The following is a 26,918-nucleotide window of genomic DNA, read 5'->3' on the forward strand; positions in this document are numbered from 1 at the left end:
GGAAGCCTAGTCGTTGATGGTTTTTCACTTTAATATAACAAATTGAGTTTCAGATTTTCCTCTACCACTATTTTACCAGAATTGTTGATGGTATTATTGGAGTGTGTATTGTTCTTCGCTCCCCAAAGTTGGGCGACCAGCTTAACCTTATTGTCCTTGAACGTATTACCGGATATATCCACATTTACGATACCGTAGGTATTCAATAAAATCCCATTTTTCTCTTTTGCCCCACATTTTGTAAAGGTACTGTTGGCAACCACCAAGGTGCCACCCACCGTAGATTCATCATATCCCCCTCGGTAATAATCCAATACATTTTCCTGTACCCCCTCAAAATGACAATTCGTTATGCTGATATTTTCCGCATTGTACTCTCCCTTATCCTCTGTCTCCTCGGAAAGCTCCAATCCGTTTTGGCAATCCTTGACGGTGGTATTATCAAAAGTGATGTTTTCCGCAAAGGAATATTTAAAGGCTTTCAATACATAATCAAATGCCTCGATGTTACAATTCCCGACATACAAATCGTATTTACTTGACATATTCTCCTCTAAGCTTGCAAAGGCATATTGACCCATATCCCCACGAAGGTTCATACCTTTTAAGGTCAGATTCGCTTTGGGATTCATTTCGAACAGTGGAGTGTTTTTACCCCCCTTGTAAACAAGGGTTACGTCTCCATCGGATTTTCCTTTTAGGGTCAAGGTCTTATCGATCTTCAAAGAAGAACCTATTTCATAGCTACCTGCCTCAAATGCAATGATATCGCCATCCTGGGCATCGGCAATAACCGTAGCCAAGTCGGTGGTAGTATAGACTTCAAGGGTATTGGGTGCGGCCTTGGACGGCTCCGCAGTATACCAAGTAGGACCATAATCGGTTCTATCTAAAGGCGATGGGGCCACAGTGGGAGCACCTACGATCGCACCGACCATATTATTGTCTTTTCTGGATGCCCCGAACAAGTCTTGCTGAAATGCCTCAAAACCGAATCCGTCATAAACTGGAACTTCGGGAAAATCGGTAGTGGGCACCCATATATTTTCGCTTAATTCCTTAAGGGTAAATGTTTTTGATTCCAGGGCATCACTAGGTTCAAAAACCACACCTTGATTGTTGATGATATTGCTTTTGAACGTTATACCGTCGATAAGGTCATGGGCAACAATGGGGGCTTTATCCCCTTTGGTATTATAGATTAGATTATTCGCCACTATGGTTCGAATAGGTCGTGCCGACCTGATCTCTGATGCAGGCAATACATCTTTCTGGCTTACATTGGTCCCCACACCAAACTGCAAAGGTGAGGTGCAATCTATCCAAGAATTATTGGCAACAACAACATCGGTAACTTGAATGTACCTATTGAGTGGCGACTTGGGAATACCGTTCATAACGGCTAACGGACTCCTGAAATTCTGTCCCCTTAAATTATAAAAATAATTATTGGTTGCCGTATGGCCCGTGCCGATGATCCTAATCCCTCCATAATTCGCTGATTCCCCATCCCCAATGAAATAATTACCATCGATGGTGCAATAATTACCGTGTCTTGTTACCAATGAACCTTCACTTTTATAAAACACGTTGTTCCTGAATTCATTGAAGTTCGTTTTGCTGGATATGATCTCAACCTCCCCATTACACTCATCGAACAAGTTATTGGCCACCAAGGTATAACTCGGGCACATGGAGGTAAAACTGTTTCCTAATTGTATGCTTTCCGCACTCGGCCCGCCTTTTGGTGGCCTGGGACCAAAATGATTGTTGGTGATCTTATGGTAATTATTGATGTTCCGGTTTCCTGCAAGGTCTACCCGAACGGTCGGACCCCTATTTGATTTCCCCGCCAAATAAGAATGATCCAATTGGTTATGCCTGCCTTTAAAAAGCACCCATAAATCCGTCAGGTTACGTTGGGCTTTGTTGAAATCCTTGATCACACAATTCTTGACGATACTGTGATTGGCCACACTATCCGTACTTACGGCATACTCTATTACCGCATTGGAAGGGGAATGACCGTTGACAAAGTACAATCCGTCTACAATAAGATAATCGCCACCCAATTTAAGGTCAGATGCCCCCTGGATCAAAACTTCACCTGGGGTTTCTGCCCGCAGTGTGATCGGTTTATCTTCCGTACCGCTGGCTGTCATACGTATTTGAACATCTTCCCAAACGCCATTGGCAAGTACAATTTCGTCACCAGGTTTGGCATTGGCCAAAGCCGCACTAAGTCCATCCTTATTGGTGACCGTTATTGAGGGTTGCATTCCGGAATCCTTACAACCGATAAGGAGGAGAAAAAATAAAGGGATAATTACTGAATACTTCATGAATTTATACTATTGATTAGTTAGGATTTTATGCTATAAATACCATATCACTGTAAAAATCGCCCATAACTTACATGCTATCCTATCTTTCCGTAGCCCTAAAAATGACGATCGACCATTCGGCCGCCCAGAACTTGTGGGCTTTACACCAGAGCATTCGAAAAGGATTTTAATGGGACGAAACATTACATGATATACGACAGGTTAAATTGGTTAACCAATTTCGCGCGATAAATGTACAAACCATTATTTAGTTAGCCCAATCATTGGCCAATTAACTCGATGATTATTACGGAATACCTTACAAAAAGGTGAAAATGTTTACATTATCGGGCAAAAAAAAGGACCAAAATTGGGTTGGTAATTTAACGGCAATCGTGATAATGATATAAAAAATTATACCCCGAAGCACCCCTAGGGTCATTGTGTCGCAGCATACTTTAACCCATATATGATCGTCGTCCCATCCGATAAAGTGGAGGGAAATACAACAGAAATGTTCCCTAAAACGTTCCTTGGCACCAATACCCTCAATATTTCTTTACAAAACCCTATTATTCCTTAAATTTTGTTATTATTCTTCGTACATCAAAAAAAAATCATGGACTTTTCGTTGATAATATCAATAAAATGTGTGATTTTTGTATTTTTGAAAATTGGTTAACCAATCTGGATTACCAATGATAGTGGGAATCAATGTGCAGGTTCTTAAATTATCGTTTAAATATAAAGCACATCATAAATCATAAAAAATGAATAAAGAAGGTACACTAACTCCTGATCGCAACCAACAAGGCAGAAAAGATATAATCCAATATATCAACCTACAGTTATCATCACTTGGACAACCTATTTTTCATGATGATGAGGATGGCCCTGCAGAAAAATTCTGCAATCCTAAATTTCAAGAACTCACCAACGGATTGATTCAAAATTTTCGTGAAAAATCGCGATTGCTATCCACCCATCTTGCTCCCGCGGATTCAAGAATCCAAGAATTCATAAATGATTATTTAAAGGAGGAATTGAATGGGGAAGCCATACATTTACCCAATGACACGTTGGTTTTAAACCAAAAAGGCCATGCAAGGGAAGTAAGTTTACCCCCCAATGAAAACACCTTCTTTAGTGATGATATTTCTTCATACCGTATAAAGCAGGGTATCTTGAACAACCCTATTCACGATAAAAGGACCACAAAGGGTACTTTTCATATCGTAGAAGGTCCCCTACCTGTACCCTTGGACAAAAAGGAAGTACCCAAAATCGCCTTCAAGCATTTCTTAAAGGCCGCATTCAATCCTTCGGATGAGTTGAAAGTATTGCCCTTTACCTCAAACCAAAAAGAGAAGGCCAAGTTAATGGTTTCCTTTTTGATGCGCCCCATGGTGTGTCCCGAGGTCAAAGGGGTTATCTCGAAAAAAAGTTTGGAGGTGCGGTTTTTTGCCCCTGGAAGCTTAGTCAGTAATTTGGATTTTGTTGAATCTATCTTCGGAAATGCGGGAGATCCCTATTTGGCACAAAATGACGCAGCATTGGATACCGAACATTGGACCGGACATACAGGCTGTATCATTCTTGCGCCCCAATTAAAAACACTGACCAAAAAAGAAGTTGGCCTACCCCATTTTGATGCTGCTACCGAGCGCCAAAAAATTGATGGCATGTGCTGGAAAGATGAAAAGGAATTATACAATGATGGTAGTGCCTTTAAAGTAACCTGTAGGGATGACAGAGGGGTTGTAGTCACCATTATCGCGGACAACTATTTCGGATATTCGAAAAAGGAAATCAAAACACAGATCAGCTATTCGGCAAACCTATTCGGTTTGGTCGAAGAAGAACATGCCGGTGGTGCCATAGCATACCCCAGAGGGGTAATGGGCGATATCGTCGATGGTAGTGCCTTTTCGGCCAAGTTCGGAAACAAGTTCAGTTTTGAAGATGTAAAAAAATTATTGGGTGACCGTATCGAGGTACAGCCTTCGAATTATGCGATCGACAAGAAGTATCCGAATCTTATTTATATTCCGGAAAATGCCTATATCAACACCAATACCAATAGTATTACCTGGACCCATAAAAACAAACAGGAAAAACTGATCTTATCACCGGTCAAAACCTATATACACCCTACGGGTAATAAATTCAGGTTGGAAAAGCACAGGGCCATTTCGTTATGGCGTATCGTCAACACTTCACCTGAAGGGGTATTTTGCCACAAACCCTGTACGGTTTCAGGGGGTGGTAAATCGGAGATTTCCAAATCGATGTTGAACGCCATTACCTATATCCCGTTCAACGTCATAGACATTGAGGAAGACTTTAAAAAGGCGGATGAGATCATTGAATTCAATTATTCAAAACGTTGGAAAAACTATGACCCGACCTTACCTCCTTCAAGATCCTTTTTAGATAAACGGAGAACGTTGGGGTCTGCCGTAAAATTACTTACGCCATCGGACAAAAACAGTGATGAATACAATGAGTTCATATCCAATATCCCGGTACATATCCGGTCTTTGGTACTCTTTGTAAAAAGACTCTATCGTCAAGACCACAATGAACTGAATTGGAAGGATTGTATGTCGGTTCAAATCATCAACGGTCAAAAAGGAACCGAACTATGGTATTTCGACAATCCAGTAGTGGGCAGTTACGTGCGTATTGGATTCAATCAAGAAGGAAATTGGATGCTGAATAAATTAAGGTCAGACTTTGCGGCTTCCACGAAAATACAGACCGAAGATGATATTTCAGCTTCGATCACCCTACCTAGAAACAAGTTTAAGAATTTAAATCCCTTATACCAGAATAAAAGTCTAAAGGTGGTCGCGAACTGTGAATCCCATTTGTTTCAACGACCCGATGAAGCCATTGTTCGAGGGTATGACGAAGGTGCGGAACGCGACTTGGTATCAGACAATGTGTTCTTGACGAATTACGAATTACTGACCAAAAAGGATGCTATCGAAATCTATGAGGACACCATCAATTTTGATAAGTACACCCAACCTGTAAAGGATTTGATCGAAAGTATCGTGAACAGTCCCAAAGAGGAGGAATATTTTGCATTACCCTCACACACGAGAATCGTGGATGGGGAACCTACCAAAAACCCACGCTATCTAGAACGCAATCTTTTCATCAATGAAACGGAAGCCAGCTATTTAGGCGAAATAGGGGTTCGTTTGTACAGAAAGGTCAAATCCGAAGATCCCGTGGTCAATGTAGTCAATGCCATATTGCCCGGAAGAAGGAACAATCCTGTGGATAAAGAAGCAGGTATACGACCATTGGCCGTCTATAACCCGATCCACTATCAGGAAACCCCTGAATTATTCATGGATTTTATCTGTAGCCTTACCGGTAAATCCCCTTCAACGACCGGAGCCGGATCAGAAGGTGCCTTGACCAAAGGACCCTTTAATATGTTGACCCCGACAACGGATCTGAACAATGCCTTATTGTCCCATATCCTAACGGAATCCAATGCCTTTAGTACCGCTGCCGGTTATGTGGGGGCCGACAACAAAGTAGATCATGATATAAGTCTGTTGATTCCTGAAATATGGGCCCGACTCGTACCTGAGGATAGGGATCCAAAAGCCCTGATTGCCAACGGATCTTTGGAAAAAATCGATGATTTTGAATACAATGGCAAAAAAGTGTTGGCGAGTAGATTGGGCTACCGTATCACAAGCACCTTCTCTTTACGGTGTTTAAACCGCCTGTTCGATGAGCCAAATGCCGTATTCAACGAAAAAATGTTGAAACCCGAACTGCAAGGTATGGAGGATTATGTTGATGGTATCAACAACATTGTTGAGGCCCAACAAAAGGTAGCGTTACGTTATTTTGAAGACGGCAGTATCGAAGCGGCCATTCCACCTTTAAAAATATTATTGCACATCATGGCATATGGACATTTTGAGGGTAAGGAAATGAGCGATCCCGAATTGCGCGGATATTTCACTAGGGATTACGTGATCAATAGTGATTGGTATACCGATAGATTGAAATTAAAACAGCAAAAGGACATACAATTCTATACACAGCAGAAAAACTATTTGGAAAAATTCATCGCTGATTCCAACAATGCACTTTTGGTAACTGAAATGGATTTGAAAACACGTTTTCAAAATGTAGAAAACACTTTAAAGGAAGTAAGTTCGACGGACTACCTAAAAAGTTTGGAAGGTACTATCGGCGCCGACCCGCTTTGTAGAAAATAGGCCACTTTCCTGATAGGTTCAAATAAGCGTCACGACTTCACGAATGTTCATTCGTGAAGTCGTGACTTTTTTATGGCATTGGCCCGATCATATTGGAAATCGGCCGCCAAGACGTTTTTTCCCTCTTTCCCTACTTACTTAAACAAAATTAATCCCGTATCTCCCGCAAATCTCGGATACCTTTGCAAAATCCGGGGGACCAGCGGGTAGATCGGCCAGTTCTGAAAACATCAATTCTATGCCCGCCGGGAAGGCGGAAGTGATCATTTTGGCCTTTTCGGTACCCACTACCGTCCAAGCATGTGGTATGTTCTTAGGGGCAAAGGCCACATCCCCTTCATTTAAGACCGTGGCTACCCCATCGACCATTATTTCCACCTGACCTTTAACAACCCTGAAGATCTCATCTTCAAGCGTATGGATATGGGGTGGAATACCCACCCCCGGTTCCACATCGGAAACCCATTCAACAATTTGGTCACCGGTATCACTTCCTCTAAGTTTATGGGTTTGAATATCCCCTATTACGTTCAATACGCTACCTTCACCATCGCTGATGATCTTAGCCCCTACTTCCATTGATAGCCCACCAGCATCATCGGATGATTGGCATTGGATCGTTAATGGAAGTAATGTAAGCCCAATCCCTAATCCTGAAGTCCTTATAAATCTTTTTCTATCCATGATAAATGTTTTATTGCAATATAGCACAAGGACATAGGCAAGGAAATGTGAAAACCACGGTAAAACATTGGAAAATAGGAACTCTTATGATTTCCTTAATGAAGAAGGCGTAATTCCCGTTTGGGATTTAAAAAAATAACTAAAATAATCGGGGGTCGAAAAACCCAATTCAAAACTGATCTCTTTAATGGATTTGTTTGAAAATTTCAATGAATGCCGCGATCGCATAAGCAATTGTTCGATTATGATATATTTGGAACTTACGAACAGTACTTCCTTTACGCATTCATTCAAATATTTGGGGGAAATATTGAGAAGTTTGGCATAATCCGCCACTTCATGATATTCCTGTATGTGCTTATCTACCAGTTTTTTGAATTTATAGACGATGTTCGTTTTGGAATTGTTATTTGATACAATGGATTTAATGTTGCACTGTCCGTCACAATACACGAAAAAAGTATTTAAAAGGGATAGTATGGCATCATCTTTATGGTTAAGGTGGGATCCTAAAAGCTCATCGATCATTTCCAGAATTGCCTGTGTTCTTTTTTCGATTCCCGGACTTAATTTAAATAGGGGGATTTCCCCTGAATTGAAGAGTCTCACTTTATTTATGTGAAGATTGCTCAATATAGGATTGTTTAAAACCTCATCATCCAAGTATAAAATATAACCGGAGGGGACCGTCCTATCCTTTTTGATTATCTTCCATGTACATTTTGGACTGAGAAAAAAAATGGAATTCGAAACATTTTCATATAATACATGGTCAATTTCGAAACCGTCCACCTCATTTTTTATCCAACAAACCGCATATTTATCACTGTTTTGTCCAGAGGTCGTTTCCTTAATGATTTGTACTATGTTGATCGTTTCGGGTTTCATTATATCTAAATACCAAAGTTCCTTAATATCGGCCTGTTCCGGGATAAGAAGTTAGTGAATTTTATTTAGATAACAAGCCTTGGCATCCCCTACTCGATGCTTGGTGGGGTACCCCAGATAATAAGCCCGAAAACACCCGATTGTGGGAAAGACAACTTTGTTGGGAAGGGCTAGCGTACAAATACCTAAGCCCCTTCAATGCGATAGGACTTGTGGCGCTTTGTTGCTTTCGGCATTACAACCATTTTTTATTTTTAAAATACAATAGCATGGCAATGGCCACTACGATCATTACCCCCCACATGATATGATAACTATATTTATAATGCAACTCTGGCACATTATCGAAATTGGTACCGTAAATTCCTGCGATAAAGGTCAAGGGAATGAACACGACTGAAAAAACGGTCAGGAATTTCATTACATCGTTCAACTTACTACTGAGGGTGGTATGATAAATATTCAATTGATCGGATAAAATTTCCCGATAACTATCGGACACATCACTTGCCTGGCTAATATTGTCTTGCAATTCCTTAAAATGCAGATAGGTGCTTTCCGCTATAAAGTCAGTCTCCAGTTTTGCCAAGGCAAATATCATTTCCCTGGCGGGTTTTATGTTTTTGCGCAGGAAATTGAGTTCACGTTTATATTTATTGATTTCATTGATTACTTGCTGATCGGGATCGGACAGTAGGTTTTCTTCCAAATTCTCTATTTTTTCCCCCAATATGCTCACTACGTACAGGTAATTGTCTATTACGATATCCAGTAAGGCGAAGGTGAGGTAATCGGTCCCTCCATTCCTGATTCTTTTTTTTTGTTTACGTATCCGTTCACGAACCGGTTCAAAAACATCGCCTTTTCGTTCCTGAAATGATATTAAAACCTCCTTGGTCAATATTAGGCTCAGATTTTCAACCTTGATCATCCCCGTATCGTTTTCTTGCTGTAACATTTTGATCGTTATCAAGGTGCAATTATCGAATTCGATTATCCTTGGTCTTGCCTCTGTATTCAAAACTTCAGCTATGACCAGCCTATCAAAGTCAAAAACGGACGCGATTTCCTCCAAAATCAGGGTATTGTGAAGTCCATCGATATTCATCCAAGTAACCGTCTTCTCATTTTGGAAGGCTTTTATTTTATGCAGTGCCTCTACAGCATCCTCCCTAAGGTTGTTGGCATCAAAATCGATTACGCGTATGAGTACTTCCTCCTGTTTTCGTTGACCTCTAAAGATCAAATCATCAGGAGCAGCACCAATATCCAGTTTTGATTTTTTTATGAATCTTGTCATATCATTTTTAGTTTATTAAACCTATCGGTTTTACATACCCTTGGGGAATACCCTACATCACGAACGTTTTTCTCCCCTATGCGATCGTTTAAAAAGCACACCGGATATAAAGAAGAGGAACGCAAAAAAAGAACTTAATAAAAATACCCCGAAGACACTGGGGGCCCAAGAAATTTCCGATGGAGGCCAAATAATCAATGCGGTGACCGGAACGGCCATTTGTACGATAGCCATCAGGAACATGGTAATCGCCATTCCCTTCGATTTACATCTTGAAATCAAAGCACCTACCAAAAGGACGGCAAGAACAGATCGATAGAGTACATTGGCCTCTTGGTTTTCATGCCCTATCATTCCTACAGCACCATTGACCCAAAATAAAAGGAATGCCCCCAATATTCCCGTCATCCAAGCGAGCCGAAAGCGCATCCTTTGAGACCTTCGGATAACCCCTTCATAAAACAGACCAATACCGCCCAATACACTTCCCATTATGATGAAGTCGGATAAATCCCAGTTGATCTCATTGGTAAATCGCATACCAGCAAATGGGACCAATAAAGCGAAAATCACGAATCCCATCCAACCTAAAAGCCTTCTTTTGGAGTATACCATAATCCAATATAATCATTTGGTTTTATTTTTCATAACCCACCATTGTTGGGCGAAAAGACACCCAACGGTCCTGGCCTTGATCGGTTAGATGGGCCACTACTTCAATGTACACCGTACTACCAATCCGAAAATGCCAACGGATTTTATGAGGTAAGGTGTCAAACATCCTTAAGATCCGGTACATTATCGTGCCTTGTTCCTTTTAAGTTGGGATTTAACGATGGAATCCGTGATATCGATAAGCTCTTTGTCGAAAAAATCATCCCTATTGGCAAAAATGGCCAAGGTCAATGGCATGTTCAGGTATCTCCTGGTGAACGTATTAACCCCAAACCAACCCCCGCTGTGCTCTGCCAAAGTATCGGTTACGAACCACCCCATTGCATAATCATTTTTCACCCCATTTACCAGTTCGCTCGACGTTGGTTTGAATATCAGGCCATGTGCTTTTTCATTAAAAATGGACTTTTCCCTTAAGGCATTATCGTAATTGAAATAATCGTTCAAACTCGTATAGATTCCACCTGCCCCGAATAATCCGGTAAGTGGATGTCCATCCATTTTCTTCCAATCCCCTAAACTATCCTTGTGATAATAGAATGCCCTTTGCTCAATATCAACGGGATTATTTAAATCGTAAGCAACGGTCTTGGTCATTCCTGCCTTGCCAAAAACATTTTGCCGAATATAATCGGGGTACTTTTCCCCACTTACCTTTTCAACGACCAAGGGAAGTAATTCATAGGCCCCGTTATTATACTTAAAAACCTTATCGGCACTCCCGACTTTTTTGTTTTTTTCAAGGTACCAATGCAATACATCCTTATTGGTGGCAATTTTTGTGGTATCCCAATGGTCGTAAAAATATTCCTCCGCATCGTCCAATCCGGATGTGTGGTCGATCAGTTCCTGAATGGTAACATTCTTAAAGGTCTCGTAGGGCAAGAATTTAAAGAGCGTGTCTGATAAGGAGAGTTTTTGTCGATCGACCAGACTCAAGATGGCCAGGGCCGTAAATTGTTTACTTACCGAAGCCAACTCCATATTCGATGAAGCGGTCAAAGGTTTTTGGGCATCCAAATCCCCAACCCCATAACCTTTCGCGAATATTTTATGCCCATCATAGGAAACCAGTACCGCGACCCCTGGATCGTCGGCTTGGAAATTACTCTCAAACAATGAATCGAGTTGGGTTTCCAAATCGCTCCAATCCCCGGTATTGGATACGGTCTCTTTTTCTCCCGACAGTTTACAGGAAAAAATAAATAACAATCCCAGTACTGCTATATATTTCATACGTGCAATGGCCCCTTGCCGATTTTGAATTAGGGTTTCACTACTTAAAACCCAACCTGTTGATCCGTTAAGGAAACAAGATAGTAAAAGTGCAATCAATTTCCCATAGGAAAGCACAAGACAGACCACCCCATATACACTTTGGCCAATCGATTTTATTGTTTTTTGGATCCAAAGTAGCCCTTAAGTATCAATTGTATCCCCCATTTCAACAATGCTTTGGACCCTTCATTATTAAGTCCAACAACATCCTTTGATACGATAAGGGGTTCAATACCCATTAAAAGGGTCAGTAAATTCGCTAAATCCTTTTTTTCCTTCGCGGTAAATTCCGGATGGTCAAGTGCCAACTCCAAAGTTTTCTTCCGACGTGCCCCTCTTTTCAATTCGGGTGAATCGGAAGTGATCACAAGACTTAAATACTTGCGAAAAGCCTTCTCATTATCGATGGCCAACGTATTAAAGTAATCTTGGATCCCTAAAATCATCCCTTCAATCCCCTTTCCTTCCAAACTTTTGATTACCCCATCCGGACTTAGGGTGGTTATATCCAATCCTGCTTCTGCGGCAAGAATTTCCTTGTTGGAATAATATCTATAAATGGTGGCCCTTGAAATCCCCGCTTTTTTCGCAACATCCTCAAGGGAGAAATCGCGTCCTTTTTTTAACAATTCCTGGGCACTTACCAATATAAGTTCCCTTGTTTCCAGTTTCTGGTTTACGCGTCCGGTTTGAATGTAATCTTTATTCATGAGACAAATATCCCATAAACTTTGGAGGAATCAAAACAAAATCGTAAGTTTATGAGACAAAAATCTTATAACATGGAAACAAACAATTCAAAATGGGTATTAGGTCATAAAGTCACCTCCCATGACACTACCGGGGATTACGATTTAATGTTTGCAGAAACACCCCCTAAAGTCCAAGGTCCACCGCCCCATACGCATAATTCTTTTAAAGAGTCCTTTTTAATCGTGGAAGGGGAAATGGAATTTTTTATCAATGGTGAAATCAAAACCATCAAAGCCGGGGAGTCGGTTGACATACCCCCCAAGACCTTGCATACTTTCAGTAACAAAAGTGATTCGCCTTGTAAATGGGTGAATATCCACAGTCCGAAAGGGTTTAGGAAATTTTTTGATCAAATGGGCGTTCCTGCCGATGCCAAAGATGCCCAACAAAAATCCGTTGCTCCCGATATCATTCAAAAAGTAATGGAAAAAGCAGTGAATTTTGATATGATCATCAAAGCTTGAATCAAATTCCCCAGATAGACAACGGTTTTATAAAAAGGAAGCCATACCTCCGACCTTAGTTAACAGTGGTACGTTTTCCCCTAAAATACTTTCTCTGCCACCAGTATAACCTCGGGGTCTGAAACTTTCATGGAAAGGACTTTGTCGTTTTGGATGTGAAAGGAAATTTCCACCGAAGGTGCGCCATTGTAGATGAATTTATTGTTCCCGACTTTATATAAAGCACCCCCAAATTCACCGATAGGCCCTAAAGAGAGCAGCTTCCGCATATTCAACCCAATTGTAAAGCCTTCTTTTTCACCTTTTCCATACCTATAATCGCCTAAATATTTCTTTTGCGCTTCTTGTTCAACATCGAAATACTTATCCCCTCCTGCATTTCCCAACATGGTTAAATAATCAATGGTTTTTTCGACATCTGCAATTTCGGCGGTCGTCATATCCGCTTTCATGCGTTCGCCCGCATATGCGTGATCCAATAAACTTATACCATGGGGACCTGTGATTTTCTGTATGCCCGGCGAAGCTTCGATGGCCGATTTAACCACCCCATGATGTCCCAACATGGCAAAGGTAAAAAGGGTCGGTCTTGCTCCTTTACCCATCAGGTAAAGTGCTATATCCCTTCTACCCACATGTGAAGCCGCTCCTATGGCCGATTCGAAATCCCCAAAACGCCATTCCCAAACCGACCTGGAGAGTTCGGGCCTTTTATCCACTAATTCCCTAACACGATCTAAATCGAAATGCGATTTTCCTACGACTTCCGCTATAATTTCAGGGGCAATATTGGGAAAGTGTTCTGGCACCTTGTCGTTTTCGGGTAATTCCGGAAACCACTTAGGACCCTGTTCAGCAAGGGCCAAGCCGGGAATGACTAAGCCCAGCATGGCCAATGTATAGGTTTTTAGAGCCGTTCTTCTGTTCGTCTTGTCCACTTTCAATGCGATTATAACCCAATGTGACGTACTACGACAACCCGGCCGACCCGTCAGATAGGACTCTTAAGTTACTGATTTTCCTTTAAAGCAACGGACTTCGATTTTATTTAGGATCTCTTATTGGGTCGGTCATATCCATATTCCCAATTTAATTTCAGGAGGCCTTAAAACTTCGCTAAAAGGTATATATCCCCAATGGGTATAACCTTGTTGGGACTATTTACCTTACCATGGCAGGTTCAAATCCTTTACTTCGGTTTGATAGAATTTCTCCAGCGTATCGACAAGTTCTTTCGAAATGGGGTTTTTAACGCTTTCTATATTACTTTCCAATTGGGTTATGGATGCATTACCCGGGATAACCGTGGCTACTGCATCATAGGCAACACAAAACGCCAAGGCTATTTGAGCGAGGGCATGCCCTTCCGGAATAAGGTTTTTGATTTTGCCTACCAAAGCCGCTCTCGTTTTAATATCATCTTTTGACCAACGGGTCCTTATACCGTTAAATACACTATTCTCATTATATCTTCCTGAAAGCCATCCTGAATCAAGAGGGATCTTGGCAATAATACCCACTCCCTTCTCCTGGGCCATACCAAAGGCCCTTGAGGCATCTTGGTGCAGGATATTGAAGAAAGCCTCAATGACCTCACAGTTGGTGGTTTCCATAAAGAGTTTCATCTCTTTGTATGTATCCAATGAGGCGCCATAGGCCTTTATTTTTCCTTCCTCCTTTAAACGTTCAAGGATTTCATAGTGATCGTTCTTGTTACCATCAATATATTCAAAAGGCGGATTATGAATGATCAAAGAGTCAACATAATCCACTTGTAACCGCTTTAAACTTCCTTCCAAGGATTCGCGGATATAATTGGAATTATAATTCGTCTTGCCCGTATCGGTATGACCGAATTTTGTATTGATGACAATGTTACTTCTGTCGATTTGCTTCAGTGCTTTTCCGAGTCGTGATTCACTTGTTCCGTTTCCGTAATTAGGGGCGGTGTCAAAAAAATTCATCCCTAGCTCCAATGCTTTTTGGATCATTTCATTGACCTCTTTCTCCGTAAGCCCTTTCCAGCCCGAATTTACCCCAAGTTGCCAAGCTCCAAAACCGATCTCCGAAACCATGGGGGCTTCCTTAATAAATCTATTATATTTCATGTCAAACCAATAGTATATGTTTCCCCAACGAAGTTAATGAATCGACCCGAGCATTGAAATCAGAATGCCATTAAAAATAGTCGGTTCCCCCCTTTATCCAAGCACTCCTCGGCCCCCTTGCCCCCTTGCCCCCTACCTAAAACCATGGCAAATAAAACCCTTGGAACGGGATTCCTCTCCCGGTAAATAGGCTGGATTGAATGTTAACCCTCAAAACCCATAGGGAAACAGGCACATGGCATGCCCCTCTCTATTTACACAAAAACCATTTCACGACCAAACTACTGAAAACCAATACTTTTACCACTTTTACCTATACAAAAAGTTGGCGACTGTCTTTAATTTTTCAATAGCTCGAACAAACTGTTCCTATAGGTGTCACTTATGGGTATTCTTTGTATTCCCATGTTCAATTCGTTAGCGTCGAAACTTATGATTTTTTCCGTGTTCACAATATAGGATTTATGTATGCGTACAAAGTTCTTGGGCAATTTTACCAAAGCTTCCCGAATGGTTTCACGCGTCATTATTTTTTGATCTCGACAATGATAGTTCATATAATTCCCATCTTTTTCCAAATACAGAATGGAAGCCTTTTCCAACCTAAAGGTTTCAAACCCGCTTTTAACCAAAATTATATTTTTTTCGGTCGAGACAAGGGGTTGGGAATCCGGTAAGATCCTACTCATCGCTTTTGTAAACCGCTCCAGACTAATGGGTTTTAGGAGATAATCCACGGCCTGTATTTCATAGCTCTCCACGGCAAATTCCGAATAGGCCGTCGTAAAAACCACCTTTACGTTTTCAGGTAGCATCCTTGAAAGTGAGATACCCGAGATGTGCGGCATATTGATATCCAAAAAAACCAAATCCACGGGCTCCTTTGTCATGAATTCAAATGCCTTTAATCCATTTCTAAACGTAGCCAATACTTCGATACTGCTAAAATGCCGTAAATAATTCTTCAGCAGTTCTATGGCTTTTGGCTCATCGTCTACGATAATTGTTCTCATTGGGTCTGAATGGTTAGTTGAACGATAAAATCGCCCGTTTTACTTAGGGTCAATTCATGTTTGTCGGGATACATCAATCCCAGTCGCTTTTGGGTCACTGCAATGCCCGTTCCAATACCGTTGGGATTATGCAGTAACACCTTGTTCTTAATGGTAAAGCCAACGGTATGGGCTTGGGACAGGTCGAAGTGAATTTCGATCCTTGCCCGATTTTCAGGTTCTGTACCATATTTAAAGGCGTTTTCAACAAATGGGATGAACAATCCCGATTCTACCACCTGCCTCCTATGGTCACCGGTGATATGGAATGCGACATCGACCTCCCCTTCATTGAACCGTAACATTTGCAGTTCGATGTAATTTTCAAGGAAGGTGATTTCTTTTTCCATACTTATTTTTTCCGCTTTACTCCCCTCGATCACAAAACGCAAAAGTTGGGAAAGTCGCTCAATCGAATCCATCAGTTTGGGGTTGTCGGTAGGATGCACCATCGACAGTAAATTATTCAAAGCATTGAACAAAAAATGGGGTTGCAATTGGTTGCGCAACAATGATAGTTCGGCCCGGTCCTTATCGACGATCAACTGCTGTTGCCGCCGTTCGTTGAATATCGAGGATTTGACCAAGCCGTAGGCAATCGAAATCGCAAAATAAAAAATAGCGATCCCAAAAGCGATTTCCCTCGGAATGGGTAGCGAATCGTCGAAAATGGTATATTCGGTCAGTACATAGGTCAGGAATACGAGGATTCCGAAAATCGATATGGAACCCAGGATCGATTTCCTTCCTCTTTTATTCCGGTTGGCCGTAATGATCAATCCGGCGTTGCCATAAAAAGCGATACAGGACGCCACAATACATGTGACCAACTGTAGCACCCAGTCCCTATTTCTGACAATATGCACGGTTTCAATGCCGTCGACCAATTCGATTTCCTGGGCTTGAATCGAAAAACCGGAGGTAATCAGCCAGGCCGTACTGAGCCAAAAGAGAAGATGTACGATTATTTCCAGCCCCAATTTTTTCATCAAATAAAGATACGAATTGATCCGTGCCCAATGAAGGATTGTTACGAGTGCCTCCTTTTTCGTGACCAAACGGGTGTTTTAATCCATATCACAAAAGACGACCAGGACATCCCCTTGAATAGCGCTTTCATCACTTTCTGAAAAGGGTCGCTTCCAAAATAGCTATACTTGTTCTAACGTTCACTAAAAACCATCACGATGAAAACATACCTTTTGATACTGATGACAATTTTGACCACGCCCTTCATAACCGTGGTCTCCCATGCCCAGGATAACCCGTCAAACTCCCTGAACAAACAAGAGATCGGCACGAAAACCGACGCCTTGGTAAAAGCGTATATGGATCTGGACATCTTTTCCGGGGTGGTCCTGATAGCGGAGGAAGGAAACCCGATCTACCACAAGGCATTTGGGTTGGCCGATAGGGAAAAGAATGTTCCCAATACCGTAAATACCCTTTTTGATATCGGTTCTATGAATAAAACGTTTACGGCTATCGTTGTCAAGCAATTGATAGAGGAAGGCAAACTGAAGTATTCCGATAAATTGGTGGATTTCATAGACGGATTTAAAGATCCGATGGTCTCTAAAGTCACTGTGAAACACCTTTTAGAACACGAATCCGGTTTTGGCGATTATCATCGCAACGGTTATTTCGATTTGCCCAAAAACGAAAAGACCTTGGATAAAATAGTGGAAAGGTCCAAAGACGATCGATTGCTGTTTCCTCCCGGGGAAGAAAATGAATACTCCAATACGGGCTTTGTGCTCTTAGGGGCCATCATCGAAAAAGCCTCTGGGACAAGCTATTTCGACCATGTAAAGCAGAGGATCATTGATCCCTTGGGACTAAAAAACACCTATGTCGAAAACTTGGAACGCTTCAAAGATCGGGTAGCCTACGGGTATCTGTATTCCCCCCTGGGGGTTTTGGAGAAAAACGAAACGATGCAGGACTTGCCCAATCCTGATGGCGGCTTTTTGTCCACAACAAGCGACATATTGAAATTCTACCGATCGTATTATTATGACAACCTGTTACTGGATACAAAGGCGAAATCCAAGGACCCTTTCTTTCAAATGATCCGTGAATTGCCAAAAGGAAAAGCACCTATAATGGCAGGAGGATTTGAGGGATTCAATACGGCATTCCTTCAGGTATTGAGTGATGATCGATCGATAATCGTATTCGCCAATATGGACGAACCCGTTGCAGAGCATTTGGGGTTGGGAATACTCCAAATTATCAGGGGACAAGAACCTGACGAACCAAAATTGCCGGCCCTACAGCAAGTTCGAAAGGCCTATGAAGAAAAAGGGGCCGAATTCGTAAAAGCCAATTTCAAGGATTTAACCACAAACTATCACCCGGCTGACCCCAAGGATATGATCTTGAATGATTTGGGTTATGCGTATCTTTACGGCAAAGAGGATGTGGATACTGCCCTAGACCTGTTGAAACTGAATACGGAATTGTTCCCGGAAGTAGGGAATACATGGGACAGTTATGGGGAGGCATTAATGAAAAAAGGGGATAAAAAAGCTGCATTATCGGCTTACAAAAAGGCCTTGGAAATCAACCCGGATATTCCTTCGGCACGGCAAGCGGTGGAAGTATTGGAGAATCAATAAAAAGTCTTAACCGAAATAAAACGATCCATAATGGCCAAATCCATAGTTACCTTAGGGTTGATCTTTTTTATGAACATTGCGTTTTCCCAAACGTATAATGGGGATCGGGAGGAAATCGATAAAATCCTCCAAAACATTGAGCTGTTCTCTGAATCTTATACCTCGGGCGATTACGATGCCTTGGCGAACGCCTATTGTAAAGAAGGGGTGATACTTCCCCCTGGGGCACCTATCATCAAAGGGCGTGAAGCCATCAAGCAACGGTGGATAGTACCAGAGGGAATCCGGGTGCCGTACCACAAAATCACACCAACCGAAATAACCGTCATAGCCGATTGGGCCTATGACATCGGATATTATGAAGGTACTACGATCAAACGAAATGGCGACATGGTCGACTTTAACGGAAAATACCTTATCGTTTGGAAAAAGGAGGATGGGGATTGGAAAATCCATGCAGATGCATGGAATAGGGTAAATAATTAAGGAAAAGGGAAATTTGTTTTTGAACAAGGAATTGGCAATTGCATACGCCGACCTGCTGTGAAATGGTTTTCCAACTATCACAGCCCCGTTTTTTCTACCGCAATGGCCAACCGTTTTTCGTTGGTTGACCAATCCGGGGGGATACACTCCATGGGATGGTTGGTAAAATTCAATCTATTTTGTCAGGATCCATCGTAAAACTCCCCCCATAGAGGCAGGTGAATCGACGGTGGCTTCCCTCATCGGACTCCGGATAATGCAACTCATAACTTTCCGCTTCCGGCGATTCCATTTTCAACTTATTGATAAGATTATCCATGGGTCGTACATGAAAAGCTTTTAAAGGCTCCTTACTATTATTTTCAGGAATGATGAAAGCAGGGTATTTTAAAGCCAAAACGTTCCAAATAAGTCCATGCCCCTGCCCGTTTGGCAAGAGGTTCCCGGTTTTCCGTTTTTTGCCATCGAACCGCTATAGGCTTCCAGTGGAAACACCTATTCGAGAGTCAATTTATTTTGGGTTGCCATTGTGCTGAAAACACTCATTTACCCTTTAAAATTTTTTCAGTTTCAGAAATCAATCCTGTAATCTTCCCATGGACATAAGCATCGGAATGGGCAGTATTGAAAGAGCCTTTATCATTGTCAAAGTATTTACCACTACAGTTCGCGTACTTTTCCGATATGGCCAGATCATATAAAATAGCAGCGCCCTTATCTGCCGAAGCCCAATGTTGTCCAAAAGCATCTTGAACCATTTTCGTATTGAGCAAGGAACCGGGATTTACTGCTATTGTAATTATCTCCGGGTTGTTTTCGGCAAAATCAAAACTCCACATGGTCAATGCCAATTTACTTTGGGCATATGCACTTTGGGTTGAGATCGATTCGTTACCCTTTAAGGCTTTAAGGGAAACTGCTTCCTGTGCTGCCGAACTTAAATTAATAACACGTGGTGCACTGCTGTTCATTAATAGTGGGGTCAATCCATTGGTCAGCATATAAGGGGCGAAATAATTGACAACAAATCGCATATCCAAATCATCTTGATTGCGTTGGATTTCACTCTTGTAAACCCCTGCATTGTTTATCAGAACATCAATTTTGGAATTCGTATTGGCCAGGTCAGCTACCATGCTGCGGATGCTACTGAAATCGGACAAATCCGATACAAAGCCATTTATGCCATAATTATTTGATAGGGATTTGACTTCGGCAATGGTTTGCTCAAGTTTTGCACCATTTCTTCCGTGCAATAGCATTTGGCAACCTTTTTTCGCTAATTCAATGGCAGTTAATTTACCGATGCCATCTGTACTTCCCGTTATTAAAATGGTTTTCATATTTCATTGATTTTGACATCACCATTGGTTCGGATGTAAACAACAACCGCTTCGGCCGAACTATTGGAAATGTTATGGATCGTCTTATGGGTTGCACCAAAATAGCTTCCACTATCCAACACTTTCAACGCTTCACCATTGGGCATTTCATAATGTAATTCCCCTTGTATTACAACGGAATGCAAAACAGTTCCGTTTGATTCCATTGTACCGTTAAACCCTTTTGGCAATTTAACGAATAGCCCTTTATACCCTTTACTTTCCCAAAGAAAACTTATTTCAGGGTTACCCTTTTGGCCCAGCCAGTTAGACTGGTCCTTATTTAGCCAAACGACATTTGAAACATCAATATTCAAAGGTCTTTCCCCATTATCAAAAGCCTTATTGATCGGCTTGACCAGATATGGACCATTATCAATTTCCACCAGTGCCATACTTTCCCCTTTCGAAGCCGTAATATGTGACTCGCCTAATGGTTGAGTCCAAAAACTACCCGGTTTCATCCACATTTTTTCCGCTTGTGGGTCATCATTATGTATTGCCCCACTTATGACAACAGCCCTATAGGTTATATTATGGATATGCGGTGGGGAAGAAAAACCATCGGCGAATCTTACTAAAAACCCTGTCGCCTCGATTCCGTTTCTATCGCCCCAAATAGTTCCTGCCAACGGACTTTGATCCCCTCCTGCAGGATTCAGCTTTTCCCACTTCACTTCAGAACTCAACACCACTTTATTTGTCGGTTTTTCAAGCTGTTCCGATATTTTGTTTTCGGTTTTTATCCGCCTATCATTACACGAGACCGAAAGCATCAGTGTCATTGCAAGTGATACGTACAATAATCTTAAATCCATTAGGGAAGTTTTTTAATTTTCAACGACTACTTTGCCCAATGCCTTTCCACTTTCAAGGCGTGCATAGGCCCCACCCACATTTTCCAATACGAATTCCTCTTCGTCAAGTAAAGGCTTTAAAGCTCCTGTTTCGATTATATTGGTAAGCTCGTTTAAAATTTCGCCATGTTTTTCCCTTTGAAAATCGTGAAGCATTTGGATAAGCATAAATACCACGTGAAGGGACAATCCTTTGAAATGCACGGGACTTAAATCCAGTTCCAACAATGACACCGTTGTGGAAACATGGCCATTCAAAGCAGCAGCTTCAAAAGAATTCAACAAATTCTTACCGCCTACCGTATCATACACAACATCAAATCCGACATCGTTGGTATGTTTATTTACATAGTCCTGAACTGCTTCCTTTTTATAGTCAATAAAAGTGGCACCATAACTTTCTATGATCTCCTTTTTTCTTTCACCAGCCCCGGTTGAAAAAACGTTGGCACCAAGATGTTTGGCCAATTGAACTGCAACGTGACCAACACCACCAGCACCACCGTGTACCAATACCTTTTGACCCATTTGCACATTCGCCCGTATCAATCCCTCATAAGCGGTAATTCCCACTAAGGGTAGCGCAGCGGCTTCCCGCATGGTAAGGTTCTTTGGCTTGCGCGCAACTAATCTTTCATCAGCAGCTATGTATTCCGCTAAGGTTCCTTGCAAATCAGCCAAACCACCGGCACAGCCATAAACCTCATCCCCGACGGTAAAACCCGTTACATCCTTGCCGATTTCTTCAATGGTCCCGGCAAAATCCATTCCCAATATGGCCGGCGTATCAGGCGAGAAAGGTAAATCTTCACCCATATTCCTAATCATCGTATCAACGGTATTCACACTGGATGCCGAAATTTTAACAAGCACCTGGTTTTCCTTTACAAATGGTTTTTTTACCTGTGCAGGTTCGAATTTCGATTTTTCCCCGTATTCCTTTAAAAGCATTGCCTTCATATCCTCTATTATTTATGTTACTATAATTTTTATAGTTACAAACTTAATTATAGTTATTTACCTTTGCAATAACGGTCAAAAACGATAGTATGAATTTTATGGAAACAGCGGAACCAAAAATGCTCAAATTCAGGGGAAATGAATACCCTTGTTGTGCAAGTTTAACAATGGGGATCATTGGTGGGAAATGGAAAACGGTTATTCTTTATCACCTCATGAATGAAAAGCTCAGGTATAACGAATTACGAAAATCGATGCCTACCGTAACCGAAAGAACATTGAGCTTGCAACTTAAGGCCTTGGAAGAAGATGGTTTGATAAACAGAAAGGTATATACCTCAAAACCTCCATTGAAGGTAGAATATTCATTGACTGATTTCGGAAAAACGTTAATTCCGTTAATTCAAGCTATTGCAGATTGGGGTGATTATGTAGTGGAAAGTTATTCGAAGTAGCTATTTTTCCATTTTCCAACAGATCTAGCACTCCAAGAAGGGCGGTTTAAATCTACATTCGAATTTATTCCGAAAGGTTCAGTTGCCATTATCAATTTACGGGAGCATCGGCTATTGACAAACTCTTTTACGTACCTAATTACCCCCATCGTTCCCGGTTATGGATGGTTGTCAGGCTAGTTACTCCGTTTTGGGCGTACCAACAAATTCAGTTTCCAGAAACTTTTGTTTCCATTCACCGTTTTCATAAATACCTACAATAAAACCGTATGTCAATTCATTTTTATAATGCCACATTTCAGTCACAAACGTTCCTTCATAGTCATAGCTATAAATTATATTTTTCCCTTCCTTAACCACCGTTCCTTCTGTAACATTGCCAAAAACATCGAATTCCCAAAATCGCACTTTTTTTGATTTTGCATCGTATTGTCGGATTCCGTGGTTTCTTAAACCAAATTCAGTCTGTTCCATATTTGTGAATCCATAGGATTCTACCTTGACCATCTTGTTTTCCAATAAAAACTCCAAGCTTATCTCTTGCTTGAATGTGCTTCCGTCTCCCCATTTTCCTTCAGCCTTCCAGATATGATTTTCCAAGGGTTTGAAAATTGTCAATGGATTTTCTTGCGCTTTTTGTCCGATTGGAAATAATAAAAACAGCACGATTAAATATTTCATGATTTCCTTCATTTTGAATAGTAATGCCTTCTGGCCACTGTTTTTTTATGGTTAATCGGGTATGGAATACCTTAGCAAACAGATCACGGACAGCGATTTCCATCGGAATTTTCGCATGTCGGCAGTAACCCATTGATTATACCGATGGTCGGTAGCTGCCTATTTTTTCCAAACCGGACTTTCATTTCTACCTTTGGTATTTGTCAATTGAATACGTTCTTTAGTTTCAATGTTTATTTTCCAAATGTTATAATTCCCTTTACTTCCCGCAGTATAGACGAGCCATCGTCCGTCCGATGACCAATCGGGCGAATAACATTCTATGGTATCATTGGTTAAATTGTATAAATTCGTCCCATCGGAATTCATAATAAACAAATCCCAAGTACCCTCATTACTTCCATAAAATGCAATTCGTTTTCCATCGGGCGAAAATCTTGCCCCAGAATCATAACCGACTTTGTTCGTAAGTCTTTGTACGTTGGTGCCATCCGAACCCATTATGTGAATTTCCCCATTTGCAGCATGTGAAGTATCGGAAGAATCACGCAATTGCCTTGTAAATATTATTTCTTGACCGGTTGCAGACCAATTGGGACTTTCTTCATAAAATTTGTTTTGTGTTAGTGGCCTAACATTTGTACCGTCATTGTTCATTACATAAACATTTCGGGAAAGGGAATCCCGTTCACTCATGAATACAACGGTATTCCCGTCAGGTGAAACATCTGGAAGCACGTCCGGTGAATGATTATTCGTTAATCGTTTTAAATTATTTCCGTCGGATTTTATTGAATATATCTCTGCGTTACCTTCTCTTTTTGAATAGAAATAAAGGCGTTCTCCATCATAAGACCAGGAAGGACTAAAGTCCAGGGAATCATTTTTAGTGATATTTCGCAAGTTCCCTCCATTGGCGTCCATTATATATATTTCGGAGTTTCCATCCCGATCGGTCACAAATGCAATTTCTGAATTTGATAAAATCCCGTCATCAAGCTTTCCTTTCCTATGCTCTTTACAGGAAATGAAAATTAGTAGGAGTATTGAAACTTTTATTTTCCCCATGAGTATACTTTGCTTGCTGCCTACGGTTTCGTGTATGGTTTTGTCAGTGCGAAAATCCACTTGGATTTTCTGCCTGTAACCAATATAATTAATTTTCGAGGATATTCCCTTCGAAAAATCCTCGAAAATTAAATTTGGGGTAAGGCTACATTAGCACACAAACCGCTATTGCTTATATACTTTATTGTGAGAATGTGTGTGGTTATTATTTGATTTCATTTTCTGAATGCAGCAATTTCAATTCTTTATGGTAGGATTCAATTCTGGCGTGTGCAGTTCCGTCAACCCATAAGATGACTATCAGCATGGCAATCGTTGTGATGCCAATAGCCCGCCAAGTTGGTGCATTTAGAAGAAGTATTATCAATGCTGCAATAATAATCAGCATTGGAATGACCTTAAATACAACGGTGTATTCCTTTAAAGTACTTTCGGTTCGTTCAATTTCAGATTGATAAAAAGAAGGAGCATCCACGTTAAACGCTTTTTCAAATTGGGTAATCCTTGATTTGTTGGTATAAAATAAACCTAACCCAATGGTAATAAGCAATACACCTGCCACCAAGGTTGGAATAATGTATGCCTTTGCCAAATCCGTTTTTCCCAATTGCCAAAACCCAACGCCCGCAATTAAAAATAAAAGTGCGAAAAAGATGAAGAAACGGGTTGAGAACACTTCGGATTTCGCCCATTCCGTGGCTAATTTCAATAGTTCCATAGCTTAATTAAGTTTATATTTTTCCCTGTACTCAGATGGACTTATACCTTCTTTCTTTTTGAACAATCTCGAAAAATAGGGTGGATATTCAAACCCTAATTCATAAGCCACTTCTGAAATACTCTTATTGGGTTGCAATAAAATATTCTTTGCCTCGTCTATTAAATGCAAGTGTAAATGTTCCGTTGTGGTTTTACCGGTTTCTTTTTTAAGTGTATCACTTAAGTAACGTTGTGAAACCGACATTTCATCAGCGATTTGTTCTATGCTCGGAATACCCTTTTGCTGTAGTTGACCGGATTCTAAATAGGTAGCTATTTGCTTATTGAACTTTTCCAACAAATCATTTGACAGTTCTTTCCTATTTAGAAACTGTCTTTCGTAGAAACGATTGGCATATTTCAACAACGTGTCTAAATGGGAAATAATGATTTCCTTGCTAAAGGCATCGTGGTTGTTTTGATACTCAATTCCAATATTCTCCACTATCGATTCCATTTGCTTTTCTTCTTTTGGCGATAAGTGCAATGCCTCATTGGTCGAATACGAAAAGAAACCGTATTTTTTTATTCGTTGCGCAAGTTCGGTTCCTTTCAGAAAATCTTCGTGAAAGTTTATTGAAAAACCCTTTTGCTCAAAGACCACGCTGCTGTCCCATTGTAAGACTTGTCTTGGTGCAATGAAAATCAAAGCCCCATTCGTAAAATCGTATTTTGTTCGGCCATAGTTTAAATTTCCCTCTACATATTTTTTAAAACTAATGGAATAGCAATCATTTGTAATCGGTGGTGAACTTTCCCTTGGGCAAGGTAAATAGCCTTCGCCTTTTGAGTTGAACACACTCAACATAGGATGCTCTGGTCTTGGCAGTCCCAAATAATCCAAATACGATGATAATGTTTTGAAATGTTGCATACTACAAATTTAGATATTCCATTTTATACCGGTTTCTTTTTCTGAAAGTTCCCATAGTCTCTTGGCAACCGCTTTATCTTTGGCATGCGGCTCCAATTTATGTGCTCCTACGGGGCCTGTCCAATTATTTCTACCGGTGGGGCCATAAAAACCATTTTGATCAAGGTTTGGTTCTGTGGCACACATCACTTGTGGATAAGCACCTTTTTCCGCTGATTGTACCAATGGGGATAACTTCATTAATTGCCAAATAAAACGTGTCATTAAACTGCCGCTGGTCTTAATGAGCGACGTTCTGGAAGCACCCGGATGACAGGCATACACTTTTACATTGGTTTTCCCTGCTTTTTTTAATCTATCCTGCAATTCGTAAACACACATGATCTGCGCTAATTTACTTTGGCTGTATACATCATTGGGACCATAGTTCTTGTCCCAGTTCATATCATTAAACTGTATGGTTTTGATTCCTAAATTATACCCCATACTACCAACAACGACTATTCTACCTTCGGATGCTTCAATTTTCGGATAAAGCATTCCCTGTAGTAAAAAGTTGCCGTAGTGGTTTACGCCAAGCTGGCTTTCAAAACCATCAACCGTAAATGTTTGTTTCGGCACTTGGGCAATTGCAGCATTGCAAATTAGTGCATCAATCTTCGATACTGTTTTAAGAACTTCCCCAGCCGCTTTTTTAATGGAAGCTTGATCTGCCAAATCCATTTGTATAAATGTAACAGCTATGCCATTACCAAGTTCTCGTTTAAATACGGTAATAGTTTCTTCCGATTTTTTTTGGTTTCTATTAAGCATTACCACCTTTGCTCCTTTTGACAGCACTATTTTCGCTGCTTCAAATCCTGTCCCGCTTGTAGTGCCGGTAATGACATATGTTTTGCCTTTCAAATTTCCGATTCTATCGGGTGTCCACCCTTTTTTGCCAAATGTATTTGTCTGCATTATTGCCTATTTTATGTGTTTTAAAGAATAGGACAA

Annotated in this window: 25 protein-coding genes; 5 read left to right on the forward strand and 20 right to left on the reverse strand. The window is 41.0% G+C overall.

Features of this window, described 5'->3' with window-relative positions; genetic code table 11:
• Positions 1-29 precede the first annotated feature (29 nt).
• Complete coding sequence (locus PHU20_RS05400) at positions 30-2,342, reverse strand: chondroitinase-B domain-containing protein (RefSeq protein ID WP_274824319.1); 2,313 nt, start codon at positions 2,340-2,342, stop codon at positions 30-32.
• Between the two features lie 752 nt (positions 2,343-3,094).
• Here PHU20_RS05400 and PHU20_RS05405 point away from each other — a divergent pair.
• Entirely contained in the window at positions 3,095-6,577 is a 3,483-nt protein-coding gene (locus PHU20_RS05405) for a PPi-type phosphoenolpyruvate carboxykinase family protein (protein WP_274824320.1), read from the forward strand.
• 138 nt (positions 6,578-6,715) lie between these two features.
• Here PHU20_RS05405 and PHU20_RS05410 read toward each other — a convergent pair whose 3' ends face one another.
• The 6 genes from PHU20_RS05410 to PHU20_RS05435 form a co-directional block, all read right to left on the reverse strand.
• Positions 6,716-7,261: a cupin domain-containing protein gene (locus PHU20_RS05410; RefSeq protein ID WP_274824321.1), complete on the reverse strand. Its 546-nt coding sequence runs from the start codon at positions 7,259-7,261 to the stop codon at positions 6,716-6,718.
• Between the two features lie 84 nt (positions 7,262-7,345).
• On the reverse strand, positions 7,346-8,149 hold the full coding sequence (locus tag PHU20_RS05415) for a helix-turn-helix domain-containing protein (RefSeq protein WP_274824322.1): 804 nt from the start codon (positions 8,147-8,149) through the stop codon (positions 7,346-7,348).
• 235 nt (positions 8,150-8,384) lie between these two features.
• Positions 8,385-9,449, reverse strand: coding sequence for a magnesium/cobalt transporter CorA (gene corA, locus PHU20_RS05420; protein WP_274824323.1), 1,065 nt, complete (start codon positions 9,447-9,449; stop codon positions 8,385-8,387).
• A gap of 57 nt (positions 9,450-9,506) precedes the next feature.
• Positions 9,507-10,064 carry a hypothetical protein gene (locus tag PHU20_RS05425; RefSeq protein ID WP_274824324.1) on the reverse strand — a complete coding sequence of 186 codons (558 nt, stop codon included), beginning with the start codon at positions 10,062-10,064 and terminating at the stop codon, positions 9,507-9,509.
• A 183-nt stretch (positions 10,065-10,247) separates the two neighbouring features.
• Positions 10,248-11,360 carry a serine hydrolase domain-containing protein gene (locus PHU20_RS05430; protein ID WP_274824325.1) on the reverse strand — a complete coding sequence of 371 codons (1,113 nt, stop codon included), beginning with the start codon at positions 11,358-11,360 and terminating at the stop codon, positions 10,248-10,250.
• A 155-nt stretch (positions 11,361-11,515) separates the two neighbouring features.
• A complete protein-coding gene (locus PHU20_RS05435; protein ID WP_274824326.1) occupies positions 11,516-12,112 on the reverse strand; it encodes a TetR/AcrR family transcriptional regulator in 597 nt (198 codons plus the stop codon).
• Positions 12,113-12,184: 72 nt separating this feature from the next.
• On the opposite strand from PHU20_RS05435, the gene PHU20_RS05440 reads away from it, so the two are divergent.
• Positions 12,185-12,619, forward strand: coding sequence for a cupin domain-containing protein (locus tag PHU20_RS05440; RefSeq protein WP_274824327.1), 435 nt, complete (start codon positions 12,185-12,187; stop codon positions 12,617-12,619).
• An 80-nt stretch (positions 12,620-12,699) separates the two neighbouring features.
• On the opposite strand, the gene PHU20_RS05445 is transcribed toward PHU20_RS05440, so the two are convergent.
• The 4 genes from PHU20_RS05445 to PHU20_RS05460 form a co-directional block, all read right to left on the reverse strand.
• Entirely contained in the window at positions 12,700-13,557 is an 858-nt protein-coding gene (locus PHU20_RS05445; protein ID WP_274824328.1) for a hypothetical protein, read from the reverse strand.
• A gap of 228 nt (positions 13,558-13,785) precedes the next feature.
• Positions 13,786-14,727, reverse strand: coding sequence for an aldo/keto reductase (locus tag PHU20_RS05450; protein ID WP_274824329.1), 942 nt, complete (start codon positions 14,725-14,727; stop codon positions 13,786-13,788).
• 338 nt (positions 14,728-15,065) lie between these two features.
• Positions 15,066-15,740, reverse strand: a complete 675-nt coding sequence (locus PHU20_RS05455) for a LytR/AlgR family response regulator transcription factor (protein ID WP_274824330.1) — start codon at positions 15,738-15,740, stop codon at positions 15,066-15,068.
• Entirely contained in the window at positions 15,737-16,768 is a 1,032-nt protein-coding gene (locus PHU20_RS05460; protein WP_274824331.1) for a sensor histidine kinase, read from the reverse strand. The genes PHU20_RS05455 and PHU20_RS05460 overlap by 4 nt, the downstream gene beginning before the upstream one ends.
• Before the next feature lie 198 nt (positions 16,769-16,966).
• Here PHU20_RS05460 and PHU20_RS05465 point away from each other — a divergent pair, with 198 nt between their 5' ends.
• Both PHU20_RS05465 and PHU20_RS05470 read left to right on the forward strand, forming a co-directional pair.
• Positions 16,967-18,400: a serine hydrolase gene (locus tag PHU20_RS05465; RefSeq protein ID WP_274824332.1), complete on the forward strand. Its 1,434-nt coding sequence runs from the start codon at positions 16,967-16,969 to the stop codon at positions 18,398-18,400.
• Between the two features lie 30 nt (positions 18,401-18,430).
• Entirely contained in the window at positions 18,431-18,886 is a 456-nt protein-coding gene (locus tag PHU20_RS05470) for a YybH family protein (RefSeq protein ID WP_274824333.1), read from the forward strand.
• Between the two features lie 169 nt (positions 18,887-19,055).
• Here the strand turns inward: PHU20_RS05470 and PHU20_RS05475 are convergent, their stop codons facing one another.
• The 4 genes from PHU20_RS05475 to PHU20_RS05490 form a co-directional block, all read right to left on the reverse strand.
• Positions 19,056-19,322, reverse strand: a complete 267-nt coding sequence (locus PHU20_RS05475; RefSeq protein ID WP_274824334.1) for a hypothetical protein — start codon at positions 19,320-19,322, stop codon at positions 19,056-19,058.
• Positions 19,323-19,428: 106 nt separating this feature from the next.
• On the reverse strand, positions 19,429-20,229 hold the full coding sequence (locus tag PHU20_RS05480; protein ID WP_274824335.1) for an SDR family NAD(P)-dependent oxidoreductase: 801 nt from the start codon (positions 20,227-20,229) through the stop codon (positions 19,429-19,431).
• Positions 20,226-21,086 (reverse strand): DUF4437 domain-containing protein, encoded by an 861-nt coding sequence (locus PHU20_RS05485; protein WP_274824336.1) that lies wholly within the window; start codon positions 21,084-21,086, stop codon positions 20,226-20,228. Before PHU20_RS05485 ends, PHU20_RS05480 begins: the two co-directional genes overlap by 4 nt.
• A gap of 12 nt (positions 21,087-21,098) precedes the next feature.
• Positions 21,099-22,085, reverse strand: coding sequence for a zinc-dependent alcohol dehydrogenase family protein (locus tag PHU20_RS05490; RefSeq protein ID WP_274824337.1), 987 nt, complete (start codon positions 22,083-22,085; stop codon positions 21,099-21,101).
• 98 nt (positions 22,086-22,183) lie between these two features.
• Here PHU20_RS05490 and PHU20_RS05495 point away from each other — a divergent pair, with 98 nt between their 5' ends.
• On the forward strand, positions 22,184-22,540 hold the full coding sequence (locus PHU20_RS05495; protein ID WP_420828667.1) for a winged helix-turn-helix transcriptional regulator: 357 nt from the start codon (positions 22,184-22,186) through the stop codon (positions 22,538-22,540).
• A 180-nt stretch (positions 22,541-22,720) separates the two neighbouring features.
• Here the strand turns inward: PHU20_RS05495 and PHU20_RS05500 are convergent, their stop codons facing one another.
• From PHU20_RS05500 to PHU20_RS05520, 5 genes are all read right to left on the reverse strand, one after another.
• The gene (locus tag PHU20_RS05500; RefSeq protein ID WP_274824338.1) at positions 22,721-23,221 is read right to left on the reverse strand and encodes a hypothetical protein; all 501 of its coding nucleotides are present in this window, start codon (positions 23,219-23,221) and stop codon (positions 22,721-22,723) included.
• Between the two features lie 159 nt (positions 23,222-23,380).
• Positions 23,381-24,289: a TolB family protein gene (locus PHU20_RS05505; protein WP_274824339.1), complete on the reverse strand. Its 909-nt coding sequence runs from the start codon at positions 24,287-24,289 to the stop codon at positions 23,381-23,383.
• A gap of 205 nt (positions 24,290-24,494) precedes the next feature.
• The gene (locus PHU20_RS05510; RefSeq protein WP_274824340.1) at positions 24,495-25,007 is read right to left on the reverse strand and encodes a hypothetical protein; all 513 of its coding nucleotides are present in this window, start codon (positions 25,005-25,007) and stop codon (positions 24,495-24,497) included.
• Positions 25,008-25,010: 3 nt separating this feature from the next.
• Positions 25,011-25,922, reverse strand: a complete 912-nt coding sequence (locus tag PHU20_RS05515; protein WP_274824341.1) for a helix-turn-helix domain-containing protein — start codon at positions 25,920-25,922, stop codon at positions 25,011-25,013.
• A 9-nt stretch (positions 25,923-25,931) separates the two neighbouring features.
• Positions 25,932-26,882 carry an SDR family oxidoreductase gene (locus tag PHU20_RS05520; protein ID WP_274824342.1) on the reverse strand — a complete coding sequence of 317 codons (951 nt, stop codon included), beginning with the start codon at positions 26,880-26,882 and terminating at the stop codon, positions 25,932-25,934.
• Between the last annotated feature and the right edge of the window lie 36 nt (positions 26,883-26,918).

It is taken from the genome of Maribacter polysaccharolyticus, assembly GCF_028882255.1.
In the GTDB taxonomy this organism is placed as follows: domain Bacteria; phylum Bacteroidota; class Bacteroidia; order Flavobacteriales; family Flavobacteriaceae; genus Maribacter_A; species Maribacter_A polysaccharolyticus.

Excerpts from the sequence above, each read along its gene's own strand:
- PHU20_RS05490 (WP_274824337.1), bottom strand. The coding sequence starts at position 22,085 with ATGAAGGCAATGCTTTTAAAGGAATACGGGGAAAAATCGAAATTCGAA.
- PHU20_RS05440 (WP_274824327.1), top strand. The coding sequence starts at position 12,185 with ATGGAAACAAACAATTCAAAATGGGTATTAGGTCATAAAGTCACCTCC.
- PHU20_RS05450 (WP_274824329.1), bottom strand. The coding sequence starts at position 14,727 with ATGAAATATAATAGATTTATTAAGGAAGCCCCCATGGTTTCGGAGATC.
- PHU20_RS05470 (WP_274824333.1), top strand. The coding sequence starts at position 18,431 with ATGGCCAAATCCATAGTTACCTTAGGGTTGATCTTTTTTATGAACATT.
- PHU20_RS05430 (WP_274824325.1), bottom strand. The coding sequence starts at position 11,360 with ATGAAATATATAGCAGTACTGGGATTGTTATTTATTTTTTCCTGTAAA.
- corA (WP_274824323.1), bottom strand. The coding sequence starts at position 9,449 with ATGACAAGATTCATAAAAAAATCAAAACTGGATATTGGTGCTGCTCCT.
- PHU20_RS05485 (WP_274824336.1), bottom strand. The coding sequence starts at position 21,086 with ATGGATTTAAGATTATTGTACGTATCACTTGCAATGACACTGATGCTT.
- PHU20_RS05510 (WP_274824340.1), bottom strand. The coding sequence starts at position 25,007 with ATGGAACTATTGAAATTAGCCACGGAATGGGCGAAATCCGAAGTGTTC.
- PHU20_RS05515 (WP_274824341.1), bottom strand. The coding sequence starts at position 25,922 with ATGCAACATTTCAAAACATTATCATCGTATTTGGATTATTTGGGACTG.
- PHU20_RS05410 (WP_274824321.1), bottom strand. The coding sequence starts at position 7,261 with ATGGATAGAAAAAGATTTATAAGGACTTCAGGATTAGGGATTGGGCTT.
- PHU20_RS05455 (WP_274824330.1), bottom strand. The coding sequence starts at position 15,740 with ATGAGAACAATTATCGTAGACGATGAGCCAAAAGCCATAGAACTGCTG.
- PHU20_RS05500 (WP_274824338.1), bottom strand. The coding sequence starts at position 23,221 with ATGAAATATTTAATCGTGCTGTTTTTATTATTTCCAATCGGACAAAAA.
- PHU20_RS05465 (WP_274824332.1), top strand. The coding sequence starts at position 16,967 with ATGAAAACATACCTTTTGATACTGATGACAATTTTGACCACGCCCTTC.
- PHU20_RS05425 (WP_274824324.1), bottom strand. The coding sequence starts at position 10,064 with ATGGTATACTCCAAAAGAAGGCTTTTAGGTTGGATGGGATTCGTGATT.
- PHU20_RS05435 (WP_274824326.1), bottom strand. The coding sequence starts at position 12,112 with ATGAATAAAGATTACATTCAAACCGGACGCGTAAACCAGAAACTGGAA.
- PHU20_RS05405 (WP_274824320.1), top strand. The coding sequence starts at position 3,095 with ATGAATAAAGAAGGTACACTAACTCCTGATCGCAACCAACAAGGCAGA.
- PHU20_RS05400 (WP_274824319.1), bottom strand. The coding sequence starts at position 2,342 with ATGAAGTATTCAGTAATTATCCCTTTATTTTTTCTCCTCCTTATCGGT.
- PHU20_RS05460 (WP_274824331.1), bottom strand. The coding sequence starts at position 16,768 with ATGAAAAAATTGGGGCTGGAAATAATCGTACATCTTCTCTTTTGGCTC.
- PHU20_RS05495 (WP_420828667.1), top strand. The coding sequence starts at position 22,184 with ATGGAAACAGCGGAACCAAAAATGCTCAAATTCAGGGGAAATGAATAC.
- PHU20_RS05480 (WP_274824335.1), bottom strand. The coding sequence starts at position 20,229 with ATGAAAACCATTTTAATAACGGGAAGTACAGATGGCATCGGTAAATTA.
- PHU20_RS05415 (WP_274824322.1), bottom strand. The coding sequence starts at position 8,149 with ATGAAACCCGAAACGATCAACATAGTACAAATCATTAAGGAAACGACC.
- PHU20_RS05505 (WP_274824339.1), bottom strand. The coding sequence starts at position 24,289 with ATGGGGAAAATAAAAGTTTCAATACTCCTACTAATTTTCATTTCCTGT.
- PHU20_RS05520 (WP_274824342.1), bottom strand. The coding sequence starts at position 26,882 with ATGCAGACAAATACATTTGGCAAAAAAGGGTGGACACCCGATAGAATC.